This is a genomic window from Enterobacter cloacae complex sp. 418I7 (genome assembly GCF_050030705.1).
Taxonomy (GTDB): domain Bacteria; phylum Pseudomonadota; class Gammaproteobacteria; order Enterobacterales; family Enterobacteriaceae; genus Enterobacter; species Enterobacter intestinihominis.
Genome location: NZ_JBLGUU010000001.1, coordinates 2,535,925 through 2,555,362, shown reverse-complemented (window position 1 = coordinate 2,555,362; position 19,438 = coordinate 2,535,925). Strand labels below are relative to the sequence as shown.

Below are 19,438 nucleotides of genomic sequence, written 5' to 3'. Positions count from 1 at the left end.
CGATGCGACTGGTCATTATCGGTAATGGTATGGCGGCAACCCGGCTGATTGCATCGCTCACCGGGCGTGTGCCCGGTCGTTTCGCTATCACCGTCATCGGTGACGAGCCGGAGCAGGCGTACAACCGCATCCAGCTTTCGCCGGTGCTGAGTGGTGAAAAGCAGGCGGAGCACATCTGTCTGCACGATGAAGACTGGTACACGGCACGAGGCGTGACGGTGCTGCGAGGAGAAACGGTGCTCGCAGTAGACGTTAACGCGCGTAAAGTGCGTACCTCTGCTCGCACGCTGGGCTGGGATGCGCTGGTGTTTGCCACCGGGTCTACCCCTGTAGTGCCGCCGATCCCCGGCGGCGATGCGCCGCATGTGTTCACCTTTCGCACCCTGGCAGAGACCCGCGCCATCCAGAACCTCTCCGGTCCGGCGGTAGTGCTGGGCGGTGGCGTACTTGGCGTGGAAGCAGCGGCAGCGCTGGCGCGCAACGGTGACAACGTCACGCTTATCCATCGTGGTCCCTGGCTGATGGAACAGCAGCTGGATCAGCAGGCGGGACTGCTGCTTGAAGAGGCGCTGGCGGCGCGGGGTGTTAGCTGTGAATTCGCCTCTGGCATCGCGGCGATTAACGGCAAGAGCGTGACGCTACTCAACGGGCACAGCGTCACCGCCGCGCGCGTGGTGCTGGCCACGGGTGTACAACCCAACGTTGCGCTGGCAAAAGCCAGCGGCATTCACTGCGCGCGCGGCATCGTGGTGGATCACCAGATGCAAACCTCCGTGCCGGATATCTACGCCATCGGCGAGTGCTGTGAAATTGACGGCCAGACATTTGGCCTGGTCGCCCCCTGTCTGGCGCAGGCGGATATTCTCGCCGCGCGGCTGGCCGGGGAGATCACCGCGCCGTTTACCCGGACCGACAACGGCGTGCGTCTTAAGGTGACCGGCGTGGAGCTGTTCAGCCTCGGACGCGCGACGGCGCAGGCGGACGATGTGGTATGGAGTTCATGGGATCCGCTGACCCGTCACTATCGACGTTTACTGATCCATCAGGGGACGCTGGCTGGCGTGCTGCTGCTGGGTGACTGCCGCAGCGCGGCAACCTTTACCGATTTACTGGCAACGGCTGCGCCCGCCCACGCGGACTGGCTGTTCGATCGTTTCACAACGCAACCGCAGGTTGCAGGACAGAACGCTATGACAAAACCTACTCTGGTGGTGGTTGGGCACGGTATGGTCGGCCATCATTTCCTCGAAGACTGCGTTAACCGCAATTTGCATCAGCAGTATCAGATTATTGTTTTTGGCGAAGAGCGCTATGCGGCCTATGACCGCGTGCATCTGTCGGAATATTTTGGCGGACGCAGCGCGGACTCGCTCTCGCTGGTGGCGGGGGCGTTCTTTGCCGAAAACGGCATTGAGCTGCGCCTCTCGCAGCAGATTGTCGCTATCGATCGTGATGCACACGTTGTGCGTACCGCCAGCGGCCATGAAACCCACTGGGATAAGCTGGTGCTGGCGACCGGCTCGTACCCGTTCGTACCGCCCGTTCCGGGCAGCGATCTGCCGGGTTGTTTTGTCTACCGCACCCTCGACGATCTGGACAACATTGCGGCCCATGCGGCAGGCTCTCGCCGCGGCGTGGTAATTGGCGGCGGCCTGCTGGGGCTGGAGGCGGCGAATGCGCTTAAGCAGCTAGGGCTGGAAACCCACGTGGTGGAGTTTGCGCCGAACCTGATGGCGGTGCAGCTCGACAGCGACGGTGCGGCAATGCTGCGCAGGAAAATTGAGGCGCTGGGCGTAGGGGTACACACCAGTAAATCGACGACGGAGATTGCCACCGCAGACGACGGGCTGGTGCTGCGTTTTGCCGAGGGTGAACAGCTGGAAACGGACATGGTCGTCTTCTCTGCCGGTATTCGTCCGCAGGACGCGCTGGCGCGCAACAGCGGGCTGGCTATTGGCGAGCGCGGCGGGATCTGTATTGACGACGGCTGCCGGACCTCCGATCCGGACGTGCTTGCCATCGGGGAATGCGCGCTGTGGGAGGGGAAAATCTTTGGCCTGGTGGCCCCGGGCTACCAGATGGCGCGCGTGGCCGCCGCTGTGCTGGCGGGTGAGGAGAAGCGCTTCACCGGCGCGGATATGAGTACCAAACTCAAGTTGCTGGGTGTGGATGTGGCGTCGTTTGGCGATGCCCACGGGCGCACGCCGGGGGCGCTGAGCTACCAGTGGACGCACGGGCCGCAGCAAATCTACAAAAAAATTGTGGTCAGTCACGACAGCAAAACCCTGCTGGGTGGCGTGCTGGTGGGCGATGCCAGCGAATACGCCACGCTGGTGCAGATGATGCTTAACGGCATCAGTCTGCCAAAAGAGCCGGAAACGCTGATCTTACCCGCGTCGTCAGGCTGCACGCCAAAAGCGCTGGGCGTGGCGGCGCTGCCGGAAAGCGCGCAGATCTGTTCGTGTCATAACGTCAGCAAAGGGGATATCTGCCTGGCGGTAAGCGCGGGCGCAACGGATATCGGCGCCATTAAGCAGTGCACCAAAGCGGCGACCGGCTGCGGAGGTTGTAGCGCGCTGGTGAAGCAGGTGATGGAGTTCCAGCTTGCGGAGCAGGGCGTGGAGGTGAAAAAAGATATCTGTGAGCACTTCCCGTACTCGCGTCAGGAGATATACCACCTGGTGCGCGTCAACCATATCCGGACCTTCGACCAGCTTATCAGCCGCTACGGTCAGGGGCACGGCTGTGAGATCTGTAAACCGCTGGTGGGATCAGTGCTGGCCTCCTGCTGGAACGAATACCTGCTGAAACCGGCGCATCTGCCGCTGCAGGACACCAACGACCGCTACTTTGCCAATATTCAGAAGGACGGAACGTATTCCATCGTGCCGCGCATGCCTGCCGGGGAAGTGACGGCCGACGGGCTGATCGCCATAGGCCAGATTGCGAAACGCTATAGCCTTTACAGCAAAATCACCGGCGGACAGCGTATTGACCTGTTTGGCGCCACGCTCGAACAGTTGCCGGAAATCTGGCAGGCGCTGGTGGAGGCCGGGTTTGAGACCGGACATGCGTACGGGAAATCCCTGCGCACGGTGAAATCCTGCGTCGGGTCGACCTGGTGTCGCTATGGCGTGCAGGACTCCACCGGCCTTGCGGTCAAACTGGAGCATCGCTACAAGGGGTTACGTGCGCCGCACAAAATCAAAATGGCGGTCTCCGGCTGTACCCGTGAGTGCGCAGAGGCGCAGAGCAAAGACGTGGGGGTGATTGCCACGGACAAGGGCTGGAACCTTTATCTGTGCGGCAACGGCGGGATGAAGCCGCGCCACGCGGATCTCTTTGCCAGCGATCTGGACGACGAAACGCTGATCCGCACCGTTGACCGTTTCCTGATGTTCTACATTCGCACGGCAGATCGTCTGCAACGCACCAGTACCTGGATGGATAATCTGGAAGGCGGCCTCGACTATCTGCGCGAGGTGATCCTCAACGACAGCCTGGGGATCGCCCACGAGCTGGAGCAGGAGATGGCCCGGGTGGTGGAGACCTATCAGTGCGAATGGCAAACCACCCTCAACGATCCTGATCGCCTGGCGCTGTTCCGCACCGCGGTGAATGTCCCTGCCGCGGCGGAGAGCAAGCGCTGGCAGGAAATTTGCGGCATCGATGATATCCCCGAGCAGGCGGGCATCGGCGCGCGGCTTGGCCGAAAACCGATTGCGCTGTTCCGCTTTGGAACGTCCGTTTATGCCCTGGACGACCTGGAGCCGGGCAGCAGCGCGAACGTGCTTTCGCGCGGCATCCTTGGCGATGCAGCGGGCGAGCCGGTGGTGATTTCCCCGCTTTATAAGCAGCGCATACGTCTGCGCGATGGATGTCAGGTGGAGAACGGCGAACCCGTGGTGCGCGCCTGGCCGGTAAAAATTGAAAACGGCAAGGTTTGGGTTGGAAGCCAAGAGCTGGTGATGCGTGCGGAGGCCTCATGACGGAAACCCGTACAACGTGCCCTTACTGCGGGGTGGGCTGCGGCGTGGTCGCCAGTGTGGAAGATGGCGCGGTAAGCGTTCGTGGGGATGAAACTCATCCGGCGAACTTTGGTCGCCTGTGCGTAAAAGGATCTGTCCTCGGGGAAACGACGGGGTTGCAGGGACGTCTGCTGCGCCCGGTTGTTGACGGCATGGAGGTGGCATGGCCGCAGGCGCTGGGTGAAGCGGGCGAGCGGCTACGGAAGATCATCAACGAATGGGGGCCGCAGGCGGTGGCGTTTTATGCCTCCGGCCAGCTGTTGACCGAGGATTACTATGCGGCCAACAAGCTGATGAAAGGCTTTATCGGGGCGGCGAACATTGATACCAACTCGCGGCTGTGCATGTCGTCAGCGGTGGTGGGCTACAAACGCGCCTTCGGTGAAGACATTGTGCCGTGCAGCTACGAGGACGTGGAAAACAGCGATTTGGTGGTACTCGTTGGCTCAAACGCGGCCTGGACGCATCCGGTGCTTTATCAGCGGCTGGTGCAGGCAAAACGCAGCAACCCGCAGATGAAAGTGGTCGTGATCGATCCGCGTAAAACCGCCACCTGCGATGTCGCTGACCTGCATCTGGCGCTTAAGCCCGGCAGCGACGCCGGGCTGTTTGTGGGGTTGCTCAAACTGATTCAGGGTAGCGGCGAGTGGCCGATTCCTCACGTGGCCGCGTTTTGCGATCTGCCTTCAGACGAGATTGGCACCTTCTACGACTGGTTTGTCACTGCGCCACGCGCGATCACGCTCTACACCATGGGGATCAACCAGTCCTCCAGCGGCAGCGACAAGTGTAACGCCATCATTAACGTGCATCTTGCCAGCGGGAAGTTCAACCGTTCGGGCTGCGGCCCGTTTTCGCTGACCGGACAGCCAAACGCCATGGGCGGGCGGGAAGTGGGGGGGCTGGCGAACCAGCTGGCGGCGCACATGAACTTCGAGCCGGACGATCTTTCGCGTGTGGCGCGTTTCTGGGGAACCGAGCGGCTGGCACAAACGCCGGGGCTGATGGCGGTAGAGCTGTTTGACGCGATTGCCCACGGCGAGGTGAAGGCGGTGTGGATCATGGGCACCAATCCTGCCGTGTCACTTCCCGACAGCCACGCGGTGTGCCAGGCCCTGGCAGCCTGCCCGCTGGTCATAGTATCTGAGGTGATGCAGGAGACGGACACCAGCCGGTTTGCTCATATCCGTTTTCCCGCCCTGGGCTGGGGCGAAAAAGACGGAACGGTGACCAATTCCGAGCGGCGTATTTCGCGCCAGCGCGCGTTTCTGCCTGCGCCGGGCGAGGCCAGACCGGACTGGTGGATCATCGCCCGGATCGCAGAGCAGCTCGGTTATGGCGATGCCTTCGCCTGGGAACACCCTCATGAGATATTTTGTGAACATGCGGCGCTGACGGCGTTTGAAAATAACGGCGAACGGGCGCTAAACCTGCGCGAACTGGCGTCGCTGTCGCGAGAGGCGTGGGACGAGCTGGCGCCTTATCAGTGGCATGCCGGTGATTTCCCGCAAAGAAATCTTGTACCGGTTGATCCTTTCTCACATGGGGCAGGCGTCGACGAATTGTACCCCTTGATACTGAATACCGGGCGGATCCGCGATCAGTGGCACACCATGACGCGCACGGGATATGTTTCGCGCCTGATGCAGCATATCGATGAGCCTTTTATTGAGATGAACGCAACCGATGCGGCGCGCGCGGGGCTGACTGACGGCCAGCTGGCGCGGATAAGTTCCCCGCGCGGGGTCATGGTTGCCAGAGTACGTATCTCTACCGCACAGCGTGCGGGCGAGCTGTTTGCGCCGATGCACTGGAACGCGCAGTTTGCCCGGCAGGGGAAGGTCAACGCGCTGGTGGAAGGGCGGGTTGATGCCTGGTCCGGCCAGCCGGAGAGTAAACAAACCGCGGTGAGGATCCTGCCCTGGCTACCCGCCTGGCAGGGGGAGCTGTATGCCCGCGAGTTGCCAGCGCTGCCGCCGTCGGTATGCTGGTGGCGTAAAGCCTCACGTCTGACGGTGGCGGGGGAGCAGCCGTTGCTGTCGTGGGTCATGGCGTACGCCAGCGGTCGGGGCTGGCAGTTACAGGTGGCACAGACGGGAGAACGCAGCAGCGTGCTCGCCTGGCATCACGGCGAGCTGATGCTGGGCTACTGGGAGGGCCATACGCTGCCGGCGCTGGCGCATGCGTTTATTGAAGAAGCCTTTGCTGCTGCGCCCGTACAACTCGCTGAACGCCACGCGCTGCTGCAGGGACAACGGCCGGGCGAAGATGCCGATCCCGGGCGAATTATCTGTAGCTGCTTTAGCGTGGGTGAAAATACGATACGTAAGGCGATAGCCGGAGGCTGTAATTCTGCCGCAGCGCTGGGCGTGAAGCTGCGTTGCGGTACGAACTGCGGCTCCTGCCTGCCGGAGCTGAAAGGGTTGTTGGGATAATAGTGTAAAGGCGTCAGGTGGCGGCTTCGCACCGGCACGAATTTGTAGGTCGGGTAAGGCGAAGCCGCCACCCGACAATTCTGTTCAGGATATTCCTGAAATTTCTGTTAAGACTGGTTTTCAGGGCTTATGGCGTTAACATAATAAGTGTTTGTTCATAAACACAGGTTCTGATTGACGACGTTGAAGGCTGTATCGTCCCGCATCCGTTTTTTGCTGTTACTCCCCCTTTTTACGGCTGGAGCCGTTCACGGTGCGCCGAAATCCTTCGTGCAGCAGGCGCAAAATCCGTTTGATAACAACGGCGATAGTCTGCCGGATCTCGGTATGGCGCAACCGACTACCGAAGGCGAAAAGCACCTGGCTGAAATGGCAAAGGCCTTCGGTGAAGCCAGTATGATCGATAACGGCCTGACGGCCGGGCAGCAGGCGCGACAGTTCGCGTTTGGCAAGGTGCGGGATGCCGTCAGCGGGGAAGTCAACGAGCAGATCGAATCCTGGCTTTCCCCCTGGGGTAACGCCAATGTCAATGTACTGGTGGATGACGACGGTAACTTTAACGGCAGCAGCGGAAGCTGGTTTATCCCCTGGAGCGACAACACCCGCTATCTGAGCTGGAGCCAGCTTGGCCTGACGCAGCAGACAGACGGGCTGGTGAGCAACGTCGGGATCGGGCAGCGCTGGGTTGCCGGAAACTGGCTGCTGGGCTACAACACTTTTTACGACAACCTGCTGGAAGACAACCTGCAACGTGCCGGACTGGGCGCAGAGGCGTGGGGCGAAAACCTTCGCCTGTCGGCCAATTACTACCAGCCGTTCGCTGGCTGGCAGCCGCGTTCCGACATCCGGGAGCAGCGCATGGCGCGCGGGTACGACGTAACGGCCAAAGCCTGGCTTCCCTGGTTTCATCACCTGAACACCAGCGTCAGCTTTGAACAGTATTTTGGCGATAACGTCGATCTGTTTAACAGCGGTACGGGGTATCACAACCCGGTTGCGGTCAACCTGGGGCTGAACTATACCCCCGTTCCGCTGGTCACCCTGACGGCTGCCCATAAGCAGGGGGAGAGCGGCGTTAGCCAGAATAACCTCGGGCTGAAGCTAAACTATCGCTTTGGCGTGCCGCTGGCGAAACAGCTTTCCGCCGGGGAAGTGGCGGCGACGCGCTCGCTGCGGGGCAGCCGCTATGATTCACCTGAGCGTGATAATCTGCCCGTGATGGAATTCCGTCAGCGTAAAACCCTCTCGGTCTATCTGGCCACGCCGCCGTGGGATCTTAAGCCAGGCGAAACTGTGATGCTGAAGCTGCAAATTCGCAGCACGCACGGTATCCGTCAGATCCACTGGCTGGGTGATACCCAGGCGCTCAGCCTGACCTCACCGGCAAACAGCAACAGCAGCGATGGCTGGAGCATAATCATGCCCGCCTGGAACGACGCGGAAGGGGCGAAAAACGAATGGCGGCTTACGGCCGTGGTGGAAGATAAGGATGGGCAGCGTGTCTCCTCCAATGAGATCACGCTTTCCGTGGTGCAACCGCTCGTCGCAATGCCTGCCGACGATCCACGGTGGAAGTTGCTGCCGGATGAGTAAGTTAAAAAATGCGCTCCTGATGCACCCAGACGGCGGCTTCGACGCGGGATTTTAACTTCATTTTCTTCAGCATGTGTTTGACATGCACTTTGACCGTGCTCTCGGTGATGTCCAGACGGCGGGCGATCATTTTGTTCGGCAGACCCTGAGCAATCAGCTTCAGAATGTCGCGCTCGCGCGGGGTCAACTGGCTGACGTCACGGTCAGACGTGGCGCGGTTCGCACGCAGGCTGGCGGCCAGTACCGGCGTTAACGCTTCACTCAGCACCATCTCGCCTGCGGCAGCCTGTTGCAGCGCCTTGAGCAGATCTTCCGGCTCCATATCTTTCAGCAGATAGCCGTCTGCCCCCCGCTTGAGGGCGGTGACCACGTCTTCTTCATGGTTTGAGACGCTGAAGACCACCACCCGGCCAGAGAGGGATTTCTCCCGCAGCTTGTCGAGGGTTTCCAGGCCATTCATGCCCGGCATGTTGAGATCGAGCAAGATCAAATCAGGATCGAGCGATTCGGCAAGTTCAATACCCTGTTCGCCGTTGCTGGCTTCCCCGACGACGGTGATATCGGGCGCCATGCTGACAAGCTGTTTAACGCCAGTGCGCAGCATCGGATGATCGTCAATCAACAGGATAGATGCCGGTTCCTGATTAGTCATGGTTTTCTCCTTGAGCAGTTATGAGGGGCTTTTCGGGTATAAAGGTGACCACGACTTCGGTGCCACCTGACTCTCCCCGGCGAACCTGGCAATCACCGCGCAGGCTTTGCGCGCGGTCTCGCATGATGATTAAACCATAATGGTTCGTTCGTTCGGCATTTTCCGGCACGCCGCGGCCGTTATCCTGAACCCTGAGCTTCACCTGATTATCCTGGCAGCTGACGGTGACCGTGACGGCCGTCGCCTCGGCATGCTTAAGCACGTTGCTCAGGGCTTCACGGGCAATTTGCAGCACATGGATCGCCTGGTGAGAGGGGACAAAACGCGGTGGCAACTGGTAATCCAGCTTCACCGGGAAGCCCAGCCTGGCACTAAATTCCTGACAGCTGGACTCCAGCGCAGGGCGTAGCCCCGGCTCGGTGAGCTGTAAACGGAAGGTGGTCAGCAGCTCGCGAAGCTGAATCCACGAGGTGTTAAGCTCGTTGCGGATCTGGCTGAGCAGCTGTTTGCTGCTCTCGGGCATGCCTTCGTCCTGCATTTGCAGGCAACTCACCTGCATCTTCATGCAGGAGAGGGACTGGGCGATGGAGTCGTGCAGCTCGCGAGCAATGGTGGCGCGCTCCTCCATCACGATCAGCTGCTGCTGTTTTTCCTGGTGACGGTCGAGCGCCAGCGTGGCCGTGAGCTGCTCTACAAGAGTATCGACCAGCTGCTGCTGGTCGTGGCTCAGATGACGTCCGGCGGGCAGGGTGGCCAGCAAAATACCGTACTGGGTATGGCTGTCCATCAGCCGCCACTTGAGGGTCGTGCCGCTGGTGGTAAGCGGCGGCAAGCCGCGCGGGCAAAGATGACACCCTTTATCGTCGCAGGAGATGTCCGACTGACAGGTAAATTCCTGATGGTTTTCCTCATCTTCAACGTCGTAAACCCGTAGCTCAAGATCGTGGAGCAGAGTCAGGTTTTGCAGGCCGTTCAGTACCGGCGAGAGACGCTCGCAAAGCGGTACCTGCATATGCAGGCGACGGTTCGCCTGCCAGAGGAAAGAGAGGATCTCGTTTTTCTGCTCAAGCCCGGCGGTTTTCTCCTGGACGCGTTTTTCCAGTACCGCGTAGCTTTCAGATAGTTCCGCCGACATGGTGTTGAGCGCCTCGCCGAGCATCGCCATTTCGTTGCGCCCGCTGATGTGCGTGCGTTGGGTAAAATCGCGCTGTGTGACGGCGCGGGCCATCGACAGGAGTTGCTTCCAGGGGTTAAGCAACCGCGCGCGCAGCCAGATAACCGTGAAAATCAGCAGCAAACCCATAAACAGCGCCATTGCGCGGTGAACCATCACTACGCGGTCAATGCGTAACTCTGTGGTGCGATCGAACGAGGAGACGAGATGATCGATGCGTGACACAAACCCGGCGACATCCTGGGCGACCGTTTCCCGGTCTTCCGCCCGCTTTAACCCGGGCTCCAGCTGGGTATGCCAGTAGCCCTGAAGCGCCTTAAGCTGAGATTGCTGGCCGTCACGGATGGCGGCTCTTTCCAGTTCAGGGCTGAATGCGGTACGCTCCATTTCGTCGATAAGCGGTTGGTCAGCCTGCGTCAGCGGCACCGACGCCAGCAGCCGGTAACTCTGCATACGTAGCGAGCCTGCCTCGTTGATGGCATGCGCATTACCCTGCACACCCTGTACCAGCCAGCCAGAAATAGCCATGCCGGTCACACCGATAGCGGTGGACAGCAGAACAATAAGCGCCAGCTGGTTAACCAGCGTCAGCGGAGATAAACATCTTTTTAACATAGAGTTGCCGGGCTCCTGACGTGACCTGATTGCAGGAATGGCGCTATTCTGGTGCATACCCTGGAGTATACCCATACCAATAAAGGATTACCTCTAAATTGCCAGGGAGGTAACGGTTAGTGGGTGGACGAAGCAGGGATGCGTCAGCACCGTGAAAAACCACACCTTTTTTACGATTTGCATCTACTCATTAAGAGTGATGGCTTTTTTTTCGCCGCAAAACCTCCCACTTTTCCTTTGATTTATATCAACTTACCGCCGCCCTAAAGCCCTAATGTTTGCAGCATCATTCGAGAATCAGAGGTGTCTATGAGTCACTCTTCCGCTCCCGAAAGGGAAACTGGTGCCGTTATTACAGACTGGCGTCCAGAGGATCCGGCGTTCTGGCAACAGCGCGGCCACCGTATAGCAAGTCGTAATCTGTGGATTTCCGTGCCATGTCTGTTACTGGCGTTTTGCGTCTGGATGTTGTTCAGTGCGGTTGCGGTTAACCTGCCAAAAGTGGGCTTTACCTTTACCACCGATCAGCTGTTTATGTTGACTGCGTTGCCGTCGCTTTCAGGCGCACTGCTGCGCGTTCCTTACGCGTTTATGGTGCCGGTCTTTGGTGGTCGTCGCTGGACGGCTTTCAGTACCGGGATCATGATCGTGCCGTGCGTGTGGCTCGGTTTTGCGGTGCAGGATACCTCTACACCGTTTAGCGTGTTCGTGATTATCTCTCTGCTGTGCGGTTTTGCGGGGGCGAACTTTGCGTCCAGTATGGCAAACATCAGCTTCTTCTTCCCGAAAGCGAAGCAGGGTGGTGCGCTGGGCATTAACGGCGGTCTGGGTAACATGGGCGTGAGCGTGATGCAGCTGATTGCTCCGCTGGCGATCTCGGTCTCCATCTTTGCGGCGTTTGGCGGCGGCGGTGTGACGCAGCCCGACGGTTCAGTGCTGTTCCTGCAAAATGCCTCCTGGATTTGGGTACCGTTCCTGGTGGTCTTTACCCTGGCGGCATGGTTCTTCATGAACGACCTGTCCGCGTCCAAAGCGTCCCTGAGCGAGCAGCTGCCGGTTCTGAAACGTGGCCACCTGTGGGTAATGGCACTGCTGTATCTGGCGACCTTCGGCTCGTTCATCGGTTTCTCCGCAGGCTTTGCCATGCTGTCGAAAACCCAGTTCCCGGACGTACAGATCCTTCAGTTTGCCTTCTTCGGTCCGTTTATTGGCGCGCTGGCACGTTCACTGGGCGGGATGATCTCCGACCGTCTGGGCGGAACGCGCGTTACGCTGGTGAACTTTGTATTGATGGCCATCTTCTGTGCACTGCTGTTCCTGACGCTGCCTGCGGGTGGTGAGGGAGGTAACTTCTTTGCCTTCTTCGGCGTCTTCATGGTGCTGTTCCTGACCGCCGGGCTGGGCAGTGCGTCTACTTTCCAGATGATCTCTGTCATCTTCCGCAAGCTGACCATGGACCGCGTGAAAGCGCAGGGCGGGAGCGACGAGCAGGCGATGCGTGAAGCCGCCACCGATACCGCTGCGGCGCTTGGGTTTATCTCTGCGATTGGCGCGATTGGCGGCTTCTTTATTCCAAAAGCGTTCGGTATCTCACTGGATCTGACCGGCTCTCCGGCGGGTGCGATGAAGGTATTCCTCGTCTTCTATATCGCCTGTGTGGTCATCACCTGGCTGGTATATGGCCGTAATACCAAGAAAAACAAGTAAGCTTGATTATCCGTTTGCGCGGCCTGAGTGCCGCGCTTTTTTTAATCGCTTAATAGTTACAACATACTAATAGCGTTTCCCGTAGTCGCACACAGGTAACGCTGTGATCGCCATCGCTTTACAGGTGTCTCTACCCCTTAATACCTAAGATGTTAAATTTTGCTCCGCTTATTGTACGATAAATAAAATATATCCATATAAATCATTAAGTTAAAAAATATTAACAGCTACCGCTTTGGTGGTATTTGATCTAATACCCCCCCTCAGAGACCCCCTCCGTCTTGATCGTTATCAATTCTCACCATCTTTCATAGCGTTACCTTCGCTGCAAATCAGCAATGTCGATTTAGAGAGCCACAGGCTCCACACAGGAGATACCCGATGAGCAAATTTTTGGACCGGTTTCGCTACTTCAAACAGAAGGGTGAAACTTTTGCCGATGGGCACGGCCAGGTTCTGGATACCAACCGGGACTGGGAAGACGGTTACCGTCAACGCTGGCAGCATGACAAAGTTGTCCGTTCTACCCACGGTGTAAACTGCACTGGCTCATGTAGCTGGAAGATTTTCGTTAAAAACGGTCTGGTGACCTGGGAAATGCAGCAGACCGACTATCCGCGTACCCGTCCGGATATGCCGAACCATGAACCGCGCGGCTGCCCGCGTGGGGCCAGCTACTCCTGGTATCTCTACAGCGCCAACCGTCTGAAATACCCGCTGATGCGTAAACGCCTGATGAAAATGTGGCGTGAAGCGAAAGTGCAGCACAGCGATCCGGTTGATGCCTGGGCATCCATCATCGAGGACGCCGACAAAGCGAAAAGCTTCAAACAGGCGCGTGGTCGCGGTGGTTTCGTTCGTTCTTCCTGGAAAGAAGTGAACGAGCTGATTGCGGCCTCCAACGTCTATACCGTGAAAACTTACGGTCCTGACCGCGTGGCAGGCTTCTCGCCAATCCCGGCAATGTCGATGGTCTCTTACGCCTCCGGCGCGCGCTACCTTTCACTTATCGGCGGTACCTGTCTGAGCTTCTACGACTGGTACTGCGACCTGCCGCCAGCGTCGCCGCAGACCTGGGGCGAACAGACCGACGTGCCGGAGTCCGCTGACTGGTACAACTCCAGCTACATCATCGCCTGGGGCTCTAACGTTCCGCAGACCCGTACCCCTGATGCGCACTTCTTTACCGAAGTACGTTACAAAGGGACCAAAACCGTTGCCGTGACCCCGGACTACGCCGAAATCGCCAAACTGTGCGACCTGTGGCTGGCACCGAAACAGGGTACTGATGCCGCCATGGCGCTGGCGATGGGCCACGTCATGTTGCGTGAATTCCACCTCGACAAGCCAAGCCAGTATTTCACCGATTACGTGCGTCGCTACACCGACATGCCAATGCTGGTGATGCTTGAAGAGCGTGACGGCTATTACGCCGCTGGCCGTATGCTGCGTGCTGCGGATCTTGTGGACGCGCTGGGTCAGGAAAACAACCCGGAGTGGAAAACGGTCGCCTGCAACAGCAACGGCGAGCTGGTGGCACCAAACGGTTCTATCGGCTTCCGCTGGGGCGAAAAAGGCAAATGGAACCTGGAACAGCGTAACGGCAACACGGGTGAAGAGACAGAACTTCGCCTCAGCATGCTGGGCAGCCAGGACGAAATCGCCGATGTCGGCTTCCCGTACTTTGGTGGTGAAGGTTCCGAGCACTTCAACAAGGTTGAGCTGCAAAACGTTCTGATGCACAAACTGCCGGTTAAGCGCCTGCAACTGGCGGACGGTTCTACCGCTCTGGTCACTACGGTCTACGATCTGACCATGGCGAACTATGGCCTGGAGCGCGGTCTGAACGACGAAAACTGCGCGACCAGCTATGACGACGTGAAGGCTTATACACCAGCCTGGGCGGAGCAGATCACTGGTGTGCCACGCGCCCAAATCACCCGTATCGCCCGCGAATTTGCGGAAAACGCAGACAAAACTCACGGTCGCTCCATGATCATCGTCGGTGCCGGTCTGAACCACTGGTATCACCTCGATATGAACTATCGCGGCCTGATCAACATGCTGATCTTCTGCGGCTGCGTCGGGCAGAGCGGCGGCGGCTGGGCGCACTACGTGGGCCAGGAAAAACTGCGTCCGCAGACCGGCTGGCAGCCGCTGGCGTTTGCCCTTGACTGGCAGCGTCCGGCTCGTCACATGAACAGCACCTCCTACTTCTATAACCACTCCAGCCAGTGGCGCTACGAGACGGTGACCGCGCAGGAGCTGCTGTCGCCGATGGCGGATAAATCCCGCTACAGCGGCCACCTGATTGACTTCAACGTGCGCGCTGAACGCATGGGCTGGCTGCCGTCTGCACCACAGTTGGGCACTAACCCGCTGCGCATTGCGGAAGCGGCGAAGAAAGCGGGCATGTCACCGGTGGACTACACCGTGAAATCGCTGAAGGATGGCTCAATCCGTTTTGCGGCAGAACAGCCTGAGAACGGCAAAAACCATCCGCGTAACCTGTTCATCTGGCGCTCCAACCTGCTGGGTTCGTCCGGTAAAGGCCATGAGTACATGCTGAAATACCTGCTCGGTACCGAAAACGGTATTCAGGGTAAGGATCTCGGCAAGCAGGGCGGCGTGAAGCCAGAAGAAGTTGAATGGAAAGACAACGGTCTGGACGGCAAGCTGGATCTGGTGGTAACGCTGGACTTCCGTCTGTCCAGTACCTGCCTGTACTCCGATATCGTGCTGCCTACCGCCACCTGGTACGAAAAAGACGACATGAATACGTCGGATATGCATCCGTTTATTCATCCGCTGTCTGCGGCCGTTGACCCGGCGTGGGAATCAAAAAGCGACTGGGAAATCTATAAAGACATCGCGAAGAAATTCTCCGAAGTCTGTGTAGGGCACCTGGGCAAAGAGACCGACGTGGTGACGCTGCCAATCCAGCACGACTCCGCTGCCGAACTGGCGCAGCCGCTTGACGTGAAGGACTGGAAAAAAGGCGAATGCGACCTGATCCCGGGCGTGACCGCGCCGCACATTATTCCGGTTGAACGTGATTACCCGGCAACGTACGAGCGCTTTACCTCTATCGGTCCGCTGATGGAGAAGATCGGTAACGGCGGTAAAGGCATCGCCTGGAATACCCAGAGCGAAATGGACCTGCTGCGCAAGCTCAATTACACCAAAGCAGACGGCCCGGCCAAAGGCCAGCCAATGCTGAACACGGCAATTGATGCAGCGGAAATGATCCTGACCCTGGCACCGGAAACCAATGGCCACGTGGCGGTGAAAGCGTGGGCGGCTCTGAGTGAATTTACCGGCCGTGACCATACGCATCTGGCGAAGAATAAAGAAGAAGAGAAAATCCGCTTCCGCGATATTCAGGCTCAGCCGCGCAAGATTATCTCCAGCCCTACCTGGTCTGGCCTCGAAGATGAACATGTGTCCTATAACGCCGGATACACCAACGTTCACGAGCTGATCCCATGGCGCACGCTCTCTGGCCGTCAGTCTCTGTATCAGGATCACCAGTGGATGCGTGACTTCGGTGAAAGCCTGCTGGTTTACCGTCCGCCAATCGATACCCGCTCCGTGAAAGCGGTGATGGGGGCGAAATCAAACGGTAACCCTGAGAAGGCGCTGAACTTCCTGACGCCGCACCAGAAGTGGGGTATCCACTCCACCTACAGCGACAACCTGCTGATGCTGACGCTGTCACGCGGGGGGCCGATTGTCTGGATGAGCGAAGCGGACGCCAAAGATCTGGGTATCGAAGATAACGACTGGATCGAAGTGTTCAACAGCAACGGTGCCCTGACGGCACGTGCGGTGGTGAGCCAGCGTGTACCAGCCGGGATGACCATGATGTACCACGCGCAGGAACGTATCGTTAACCTGCCGGGTTCAGAGATCACCGAGCAGCGCGGCGGTATTCACAACTCTGTGACCCGTATTACGCCGAAACCGACGCATATGATCGGCGGCTATGCCCAGCTGGCCTACGGCTTTAACTACTACGGCACTGTAGGATCAAACCGCGATGAGTTCGTGGTGGTACGTAAGATGAAGAATATTAACTGGTTAGATGGCGAAGGTAATGACCAGGTACAGGAGAGCGTAAAATGAAAATTCGTTCACAAGTCGGCATGGTGCTGAATCTGGATAAATGCATCGGCTGTCATACCTGCTCAGTCACCTGTAAAAACGTCTGGACCAGCCGTGAAGGTATGGAGTACGCCTGGTTCAACAACGTGGAAAGTAAGCCGGGCACCGGCTTCCCGACCGACTGGGAAAACCAGGAGAAGTGGAAGGGCGGCTGGATCCGTAAAATCAACGGCAAACTGCAACCGCGCATGGGTAACCGTGCGATGCTGCTCGGTAAAATCTTTGCTAACCCGCATCTGCCGGGCATCGACGATTACTACGAGCCGTTTGATTACGACTATCAGAACCTGCACAACGCGCCGGAAAGCAAACACCAGCCGATCGCCCGTCCTCGCTCGCTGATCACCGGTAAGCGCATGGACAAAATTACCAGCGGTCCAAACTGGGAGGAAATTCTGGGCGGCGAGTTCGAAAAACGCGCCAAAGACCAGAACTTCGAGAACATGCAGAAGGCGATGTACGGCCAGTTCGAAAACACATTCATGATGTATCTGCCGCGCCTGTGCGAACACTGCCTTAACCCGGCGTGCGTGGCGACCTGCCCAAGCGGCGCCATCTACAAGCGTGAAGAAGATGGCATTGTGCTGATCGACCAGGACAAGTGCCGCGGCTGGCGTATGTGCATCACCGGCTGTCCGTACAAAAAAATCTACTTTAACTGGAAGAGCGGTAAGTCTGAGAAGTGTATCTTCTGCTACCCGCGTATCGAAGCCGGTATGCCGACCGTCTGCTCAGAGAGCTGCGTAGGGCGTATCCGCTACCTCGGCGTGCTGCTGTACGACGCGGATGCGATTGAAAATGCCGCAAGCACCGAGAACGAGAAAGATCTGTATCAGCGTCAGCTGGACGTCTTCCTCGATCCGAACGATCCGAAGGTGATCGAGCAGGCGCTGAAAGACGGTATTCCGCAGAGCGTGATTGACGCCGCACAGCAGTCCCCGGTGTACAAAATGGCGATGGACTGGAAGCTGGCGCTGCCGCTGCACCCGGAATACCGCACGTTGCCGATGGTCTGGTACGTGCCGCCGCTGTCTCCGATTCAGTCTGCGGCTGACGCAGGTGAACTGGGCAGCAACGGCATTCTGCCGGACGTGGAAAGCCTGCGTATTCCGGTTCAGTATCTGGCCAACCTGCTGACGGCCGGGGATACCCAGCCGGTGCTGCTGGCGCTGAAACGTATGCTGGCGATGCGTCACTTCAAACGTGCGGAAACCGTTGACGGCGTTAACGATACCCGCGCGCTGGAAGAGGTCGGCCTGACCGAAGCGCAGGCGCAGGAGATGTACCGCTATCTGGCAATCGCTAACTACGAAGATCGTTTCGTGGTGCCGAGCAGTCACCGCGAGCTGGCTCGCGAGGCCTTCCCGGAGAAAAGTGGGTGTGGCTTTACCTTTGGCGACGGTTGCCACGGGTCAGACAGCAAATTCAACCTGTTCAACAGCCGCCGCATCGACGCGATGGATGTGACCAGCAAAACGGAGCCGCACCAATGATTGAACTCGTCATTGTTTCGCGTCTGCTCGAGTACCCTGATGCTGCGCTTGTGCAGCATCAACAGGAACTCTTTGATGCACTCGCGTCATCTGAAAACCTGGATAAAGAGGATGCCCAGACGCTGGGCATTTTCCTCCGCGACCTGCTGGCGCGCGATCTTCTTGATGCGCAGGCGGACTACAGCCAGCTGTTTGACCGTGGTCGTGCCACGTCTCTATTGCTGTTCGAACACGTTCACGGTGAATCCCGCGACCGTGGTCAGGCGATGGTGGATCTGATGGCCCAGTACGAGCAGCACGGTTTGCAACTCGACAGCCGCGAGCTGCCGGATCACCTGCCTCTGTACCTGGAATATCTGGCGCAGCTGCCGAAAGAGGAAGCGCTGGGCGGGTTGCAGGACATCGCTCCCATTCTGGCGTTGCTCGGCGCACGTCTCCAGCAACGTGAGAGCAATTATGCAGTCCTGTTCGATTTGCTGGTGAAACTGGCTAACGCCTCGGTTGACAGTCAAAAAGTGGCGGAAAAAATTGCGGATGAAGCCCGTGACGACACCCCACAAGCACTGGATGCCGTCTGGGAAGAAGAACAGGTGAAATTCTTTGCTGACCAGAGCTGTGGCGAATCTGAAATCTCCGCGCATCAGCGTCGTTTTGCCGGAGCGGTGGCTCCGCAATATTTGAATATCTCTAACGGAGGACAGCACTAATGCACTTCCTGAATATGTTCTTCTTTGACATTTACCCGTATATCGCGGGCACCGTGTTCCTGGTGGGAAGCTGGCTGCGTTATGACTATGGCCAGTACACCTGGCGTGCTGCCTCCAGCCAGATGCTGGATCGTAAAGGGATGAACCTGGCGTCAAACCTGTTCCACATCGGGATTTTGGGTATTTTCGCCGGTCATTTCCTGGGGATGCTGACGCCGCACTGGATGTACGAAGCGTGGCTGCCGATTGAAGTGAAGCAGAAGATGGCGATGCTCGCCGGTGGCGCCTGCGGCGTGATGACCCTGGTGGGTGGGCTGCTGCTGCTGAAACGCCGTCTGTTCAGCCCACGCGTGCGGGCTACCACGACCGGAGCGGACATCCTGATCCTCTCCCTGCTGATGGTGCAGTGTGCGCTGGGTCTGCTGACCATTCCATTCTCTGCGCAGCATATGGACGGCAGCGAGATGATGAAGCTGGTGGGATGGGCGCAGTCTGTCGTGACCTTCCGCGGTGGTGCCTCTGAGCATCTGGACGGCGTGGCGTTCATCTTCCGCGTTCACCTGGTGCTGGGTATGACCCTGTTTGTGCTGTTCCCGTTCTCTCGCCTGGTGCACATCTGGAGTGCGCCGGTGGAGTACCTGACGCGCAAATATCAGATCGTGCGTGCTCGTCGCTGATTCGCTGTATTGATACAACCCCGCATTTGCGGGGTTTTTTTTGTCCTGGAACCAGGGTTTCGTGCGGATGCCGGGTGGCGGCTGCGCCTTACCCGGCCTACGGAATTCACTATGCTCGGATCGAACCCTGGTCGAAGCTTCTCATCTTTCCCCGCATGGGAGAACCATAGGGCATTGTGCTTTTGGAGAGTGC

The 19,438-nt window shown here is 58.4% G+C and carries 10 protein-coding genes; 8 read left to right on the top strand and 2 right to left on the bottom strand.

Features of this window, described 5'->3' with window-relative positions:
- The first annotated feature begins 2 nt into the window (after nt 1-2).
- The 3 genes from nirB (at nt 3) to ACQG0S_RS12260 (ending at nt 8,056) form a co-directional block, all read left to right on the top strand.
- Nucleotides 3-3,989: a nitrite reductase large subunit NirB gene (gene nirB, locus ACQG0S_RS12270; RefSeq protein WP_154051372.1), complete on the top strand. Its 3,987-nt coding sequence runs from the start codon at nt 3-5 to the stop codon at nt 3,987-3,989.
- On the top strand, nt 3,986-6,463 hold the full coding sequence (locus ACQG0S_RS12265; protein ID WP_154051371.1) for a nitrate reductase: 2,478 nt from the start codon (nt 3,986-3,988) through the stop codon (nt 6,461-6,463). Before nirB ends, ACQG0S_RS12265 begins: the two co-directional genes overlap by 4 nt.
- 174 nt (nt 6,464-6,637) lie before the next feature.
- Nucleotides 6,638-8,056 (top strand): YchO/YchP family invasin, encoded by a 1,419-nt coding sequence (locus tag ACQG0S_RS12260; protein WP_022648365.1) that lies wholly within the window; start codon nt 6,638-6,640, stop codon nt 8,054-8,056.
- Between the two features lies 1 nt (nt 8,057).
- On the opposite strand, the gene narL is transcribed toward ACQG0S_RS12260, so the two are convergent.
- Both narL and narX read right to left on the bottom strand, forming a co-directional pair.
- Nucleotides 8,058-8,708, bottom strand: coding sequence for a two-component system response regulator NarL (narL, locus tag ACQG0S_RS12255; protein WP_003856701.1), 651 nt, complete (start codon nt 8,706-8,708; stop codon nt 8,058-8,060).
- Nucleotides 8,701-10,497: a nitrate/nitrite two-component system sensor histidine kinase NarX gene (gene narX / locus ACQG0S_RS12250; protein WP_154051370.1), complete on the bottom strand. Its 1,797-nt coding sequence runs from the start codon at nt 10,495-10,497 to the stop codon at nt 8,701-8,703. The genes narL and narX overlap by 8 nt, the downstream gene beginning before the upstream one ends.
- 309 nt (nt 10,498-10,806) lie before the next feature.
- Between narX and ACQG0S_RS12245 the strand changes: the two genes are divergently transcribed.
- The 5 genes from ACQG0S_RS12245 to narI all read left to right on the top strand — a co-directional run bounded on the left by ACQG0S_RS12245 (nt 10,807) and on the right by narI (nt 19,245).
- Nucleotides 10,807-12,204, top strand: a complete 1,398-nt coding sequence (locus ACQG0S_RS12245) for a NarK family nitrate/nitrite MFS transporter (RefSeq protein WP_022648363.1) — start codon at nt 10,807-10,809, stop codon at nt 12,202-12,204.
- Nucleotides 12,205-12,585: 381 nt separating this feature from the next.
- Complete coding sequence (locus ACQG0S_RS12240) at nt 12,586-16,329, top strand: nitrate reductase subunit alpha (RefSeq protein WP_046619563.1); 3,744 nt, start codon at nt 12,586-12,588, stop codon at nt 16,327-16,329.
- Complete coding sequence (narH, locus tag ACQG0S_RS12235; protein ID WP_032624103.1) at nt 16,326-17,861, top strand: nitrate reductase subunit beta; 1,536 nt, start codon at nt 16,326-16,328, stop codon at nt 17,859-17,861. Before ACQG0S_RS12240 ends, narH begins: the two co-directional genes overlap by 4 nt.
- Nucleotides 17,858-18,568, top strand: coding sequence for a nitrate reductase molybdenum cofactor assembly chaperone (narJ, locus tag ACQG0S_RS12230; protein ID WP_022648360.1), 711 nt, complete (start codon nt 17,858-17,860; stop codon nt 18,566-18,568). Before narH ends, narJ begins: the two co-directional genes overlap by 4 nt.
- Nucleotides 18,568-19,245, top strand: a complete 678-nt coding sequence (gene narI, locus ACQG0S_RS12225; RefSeq protein ID WP_022648359.1) for a respiratory nitrate reductase subunit gamma — start codon at nt 18,568-18,570, stop codon at nt 19,243-19,245. The genes narJ and narI overlap by 1 nt, the downstream gene beginning before the upstream one ends.
- Nucleotides 19,246-19,438 lie beyond the last annotated feature (193 nt).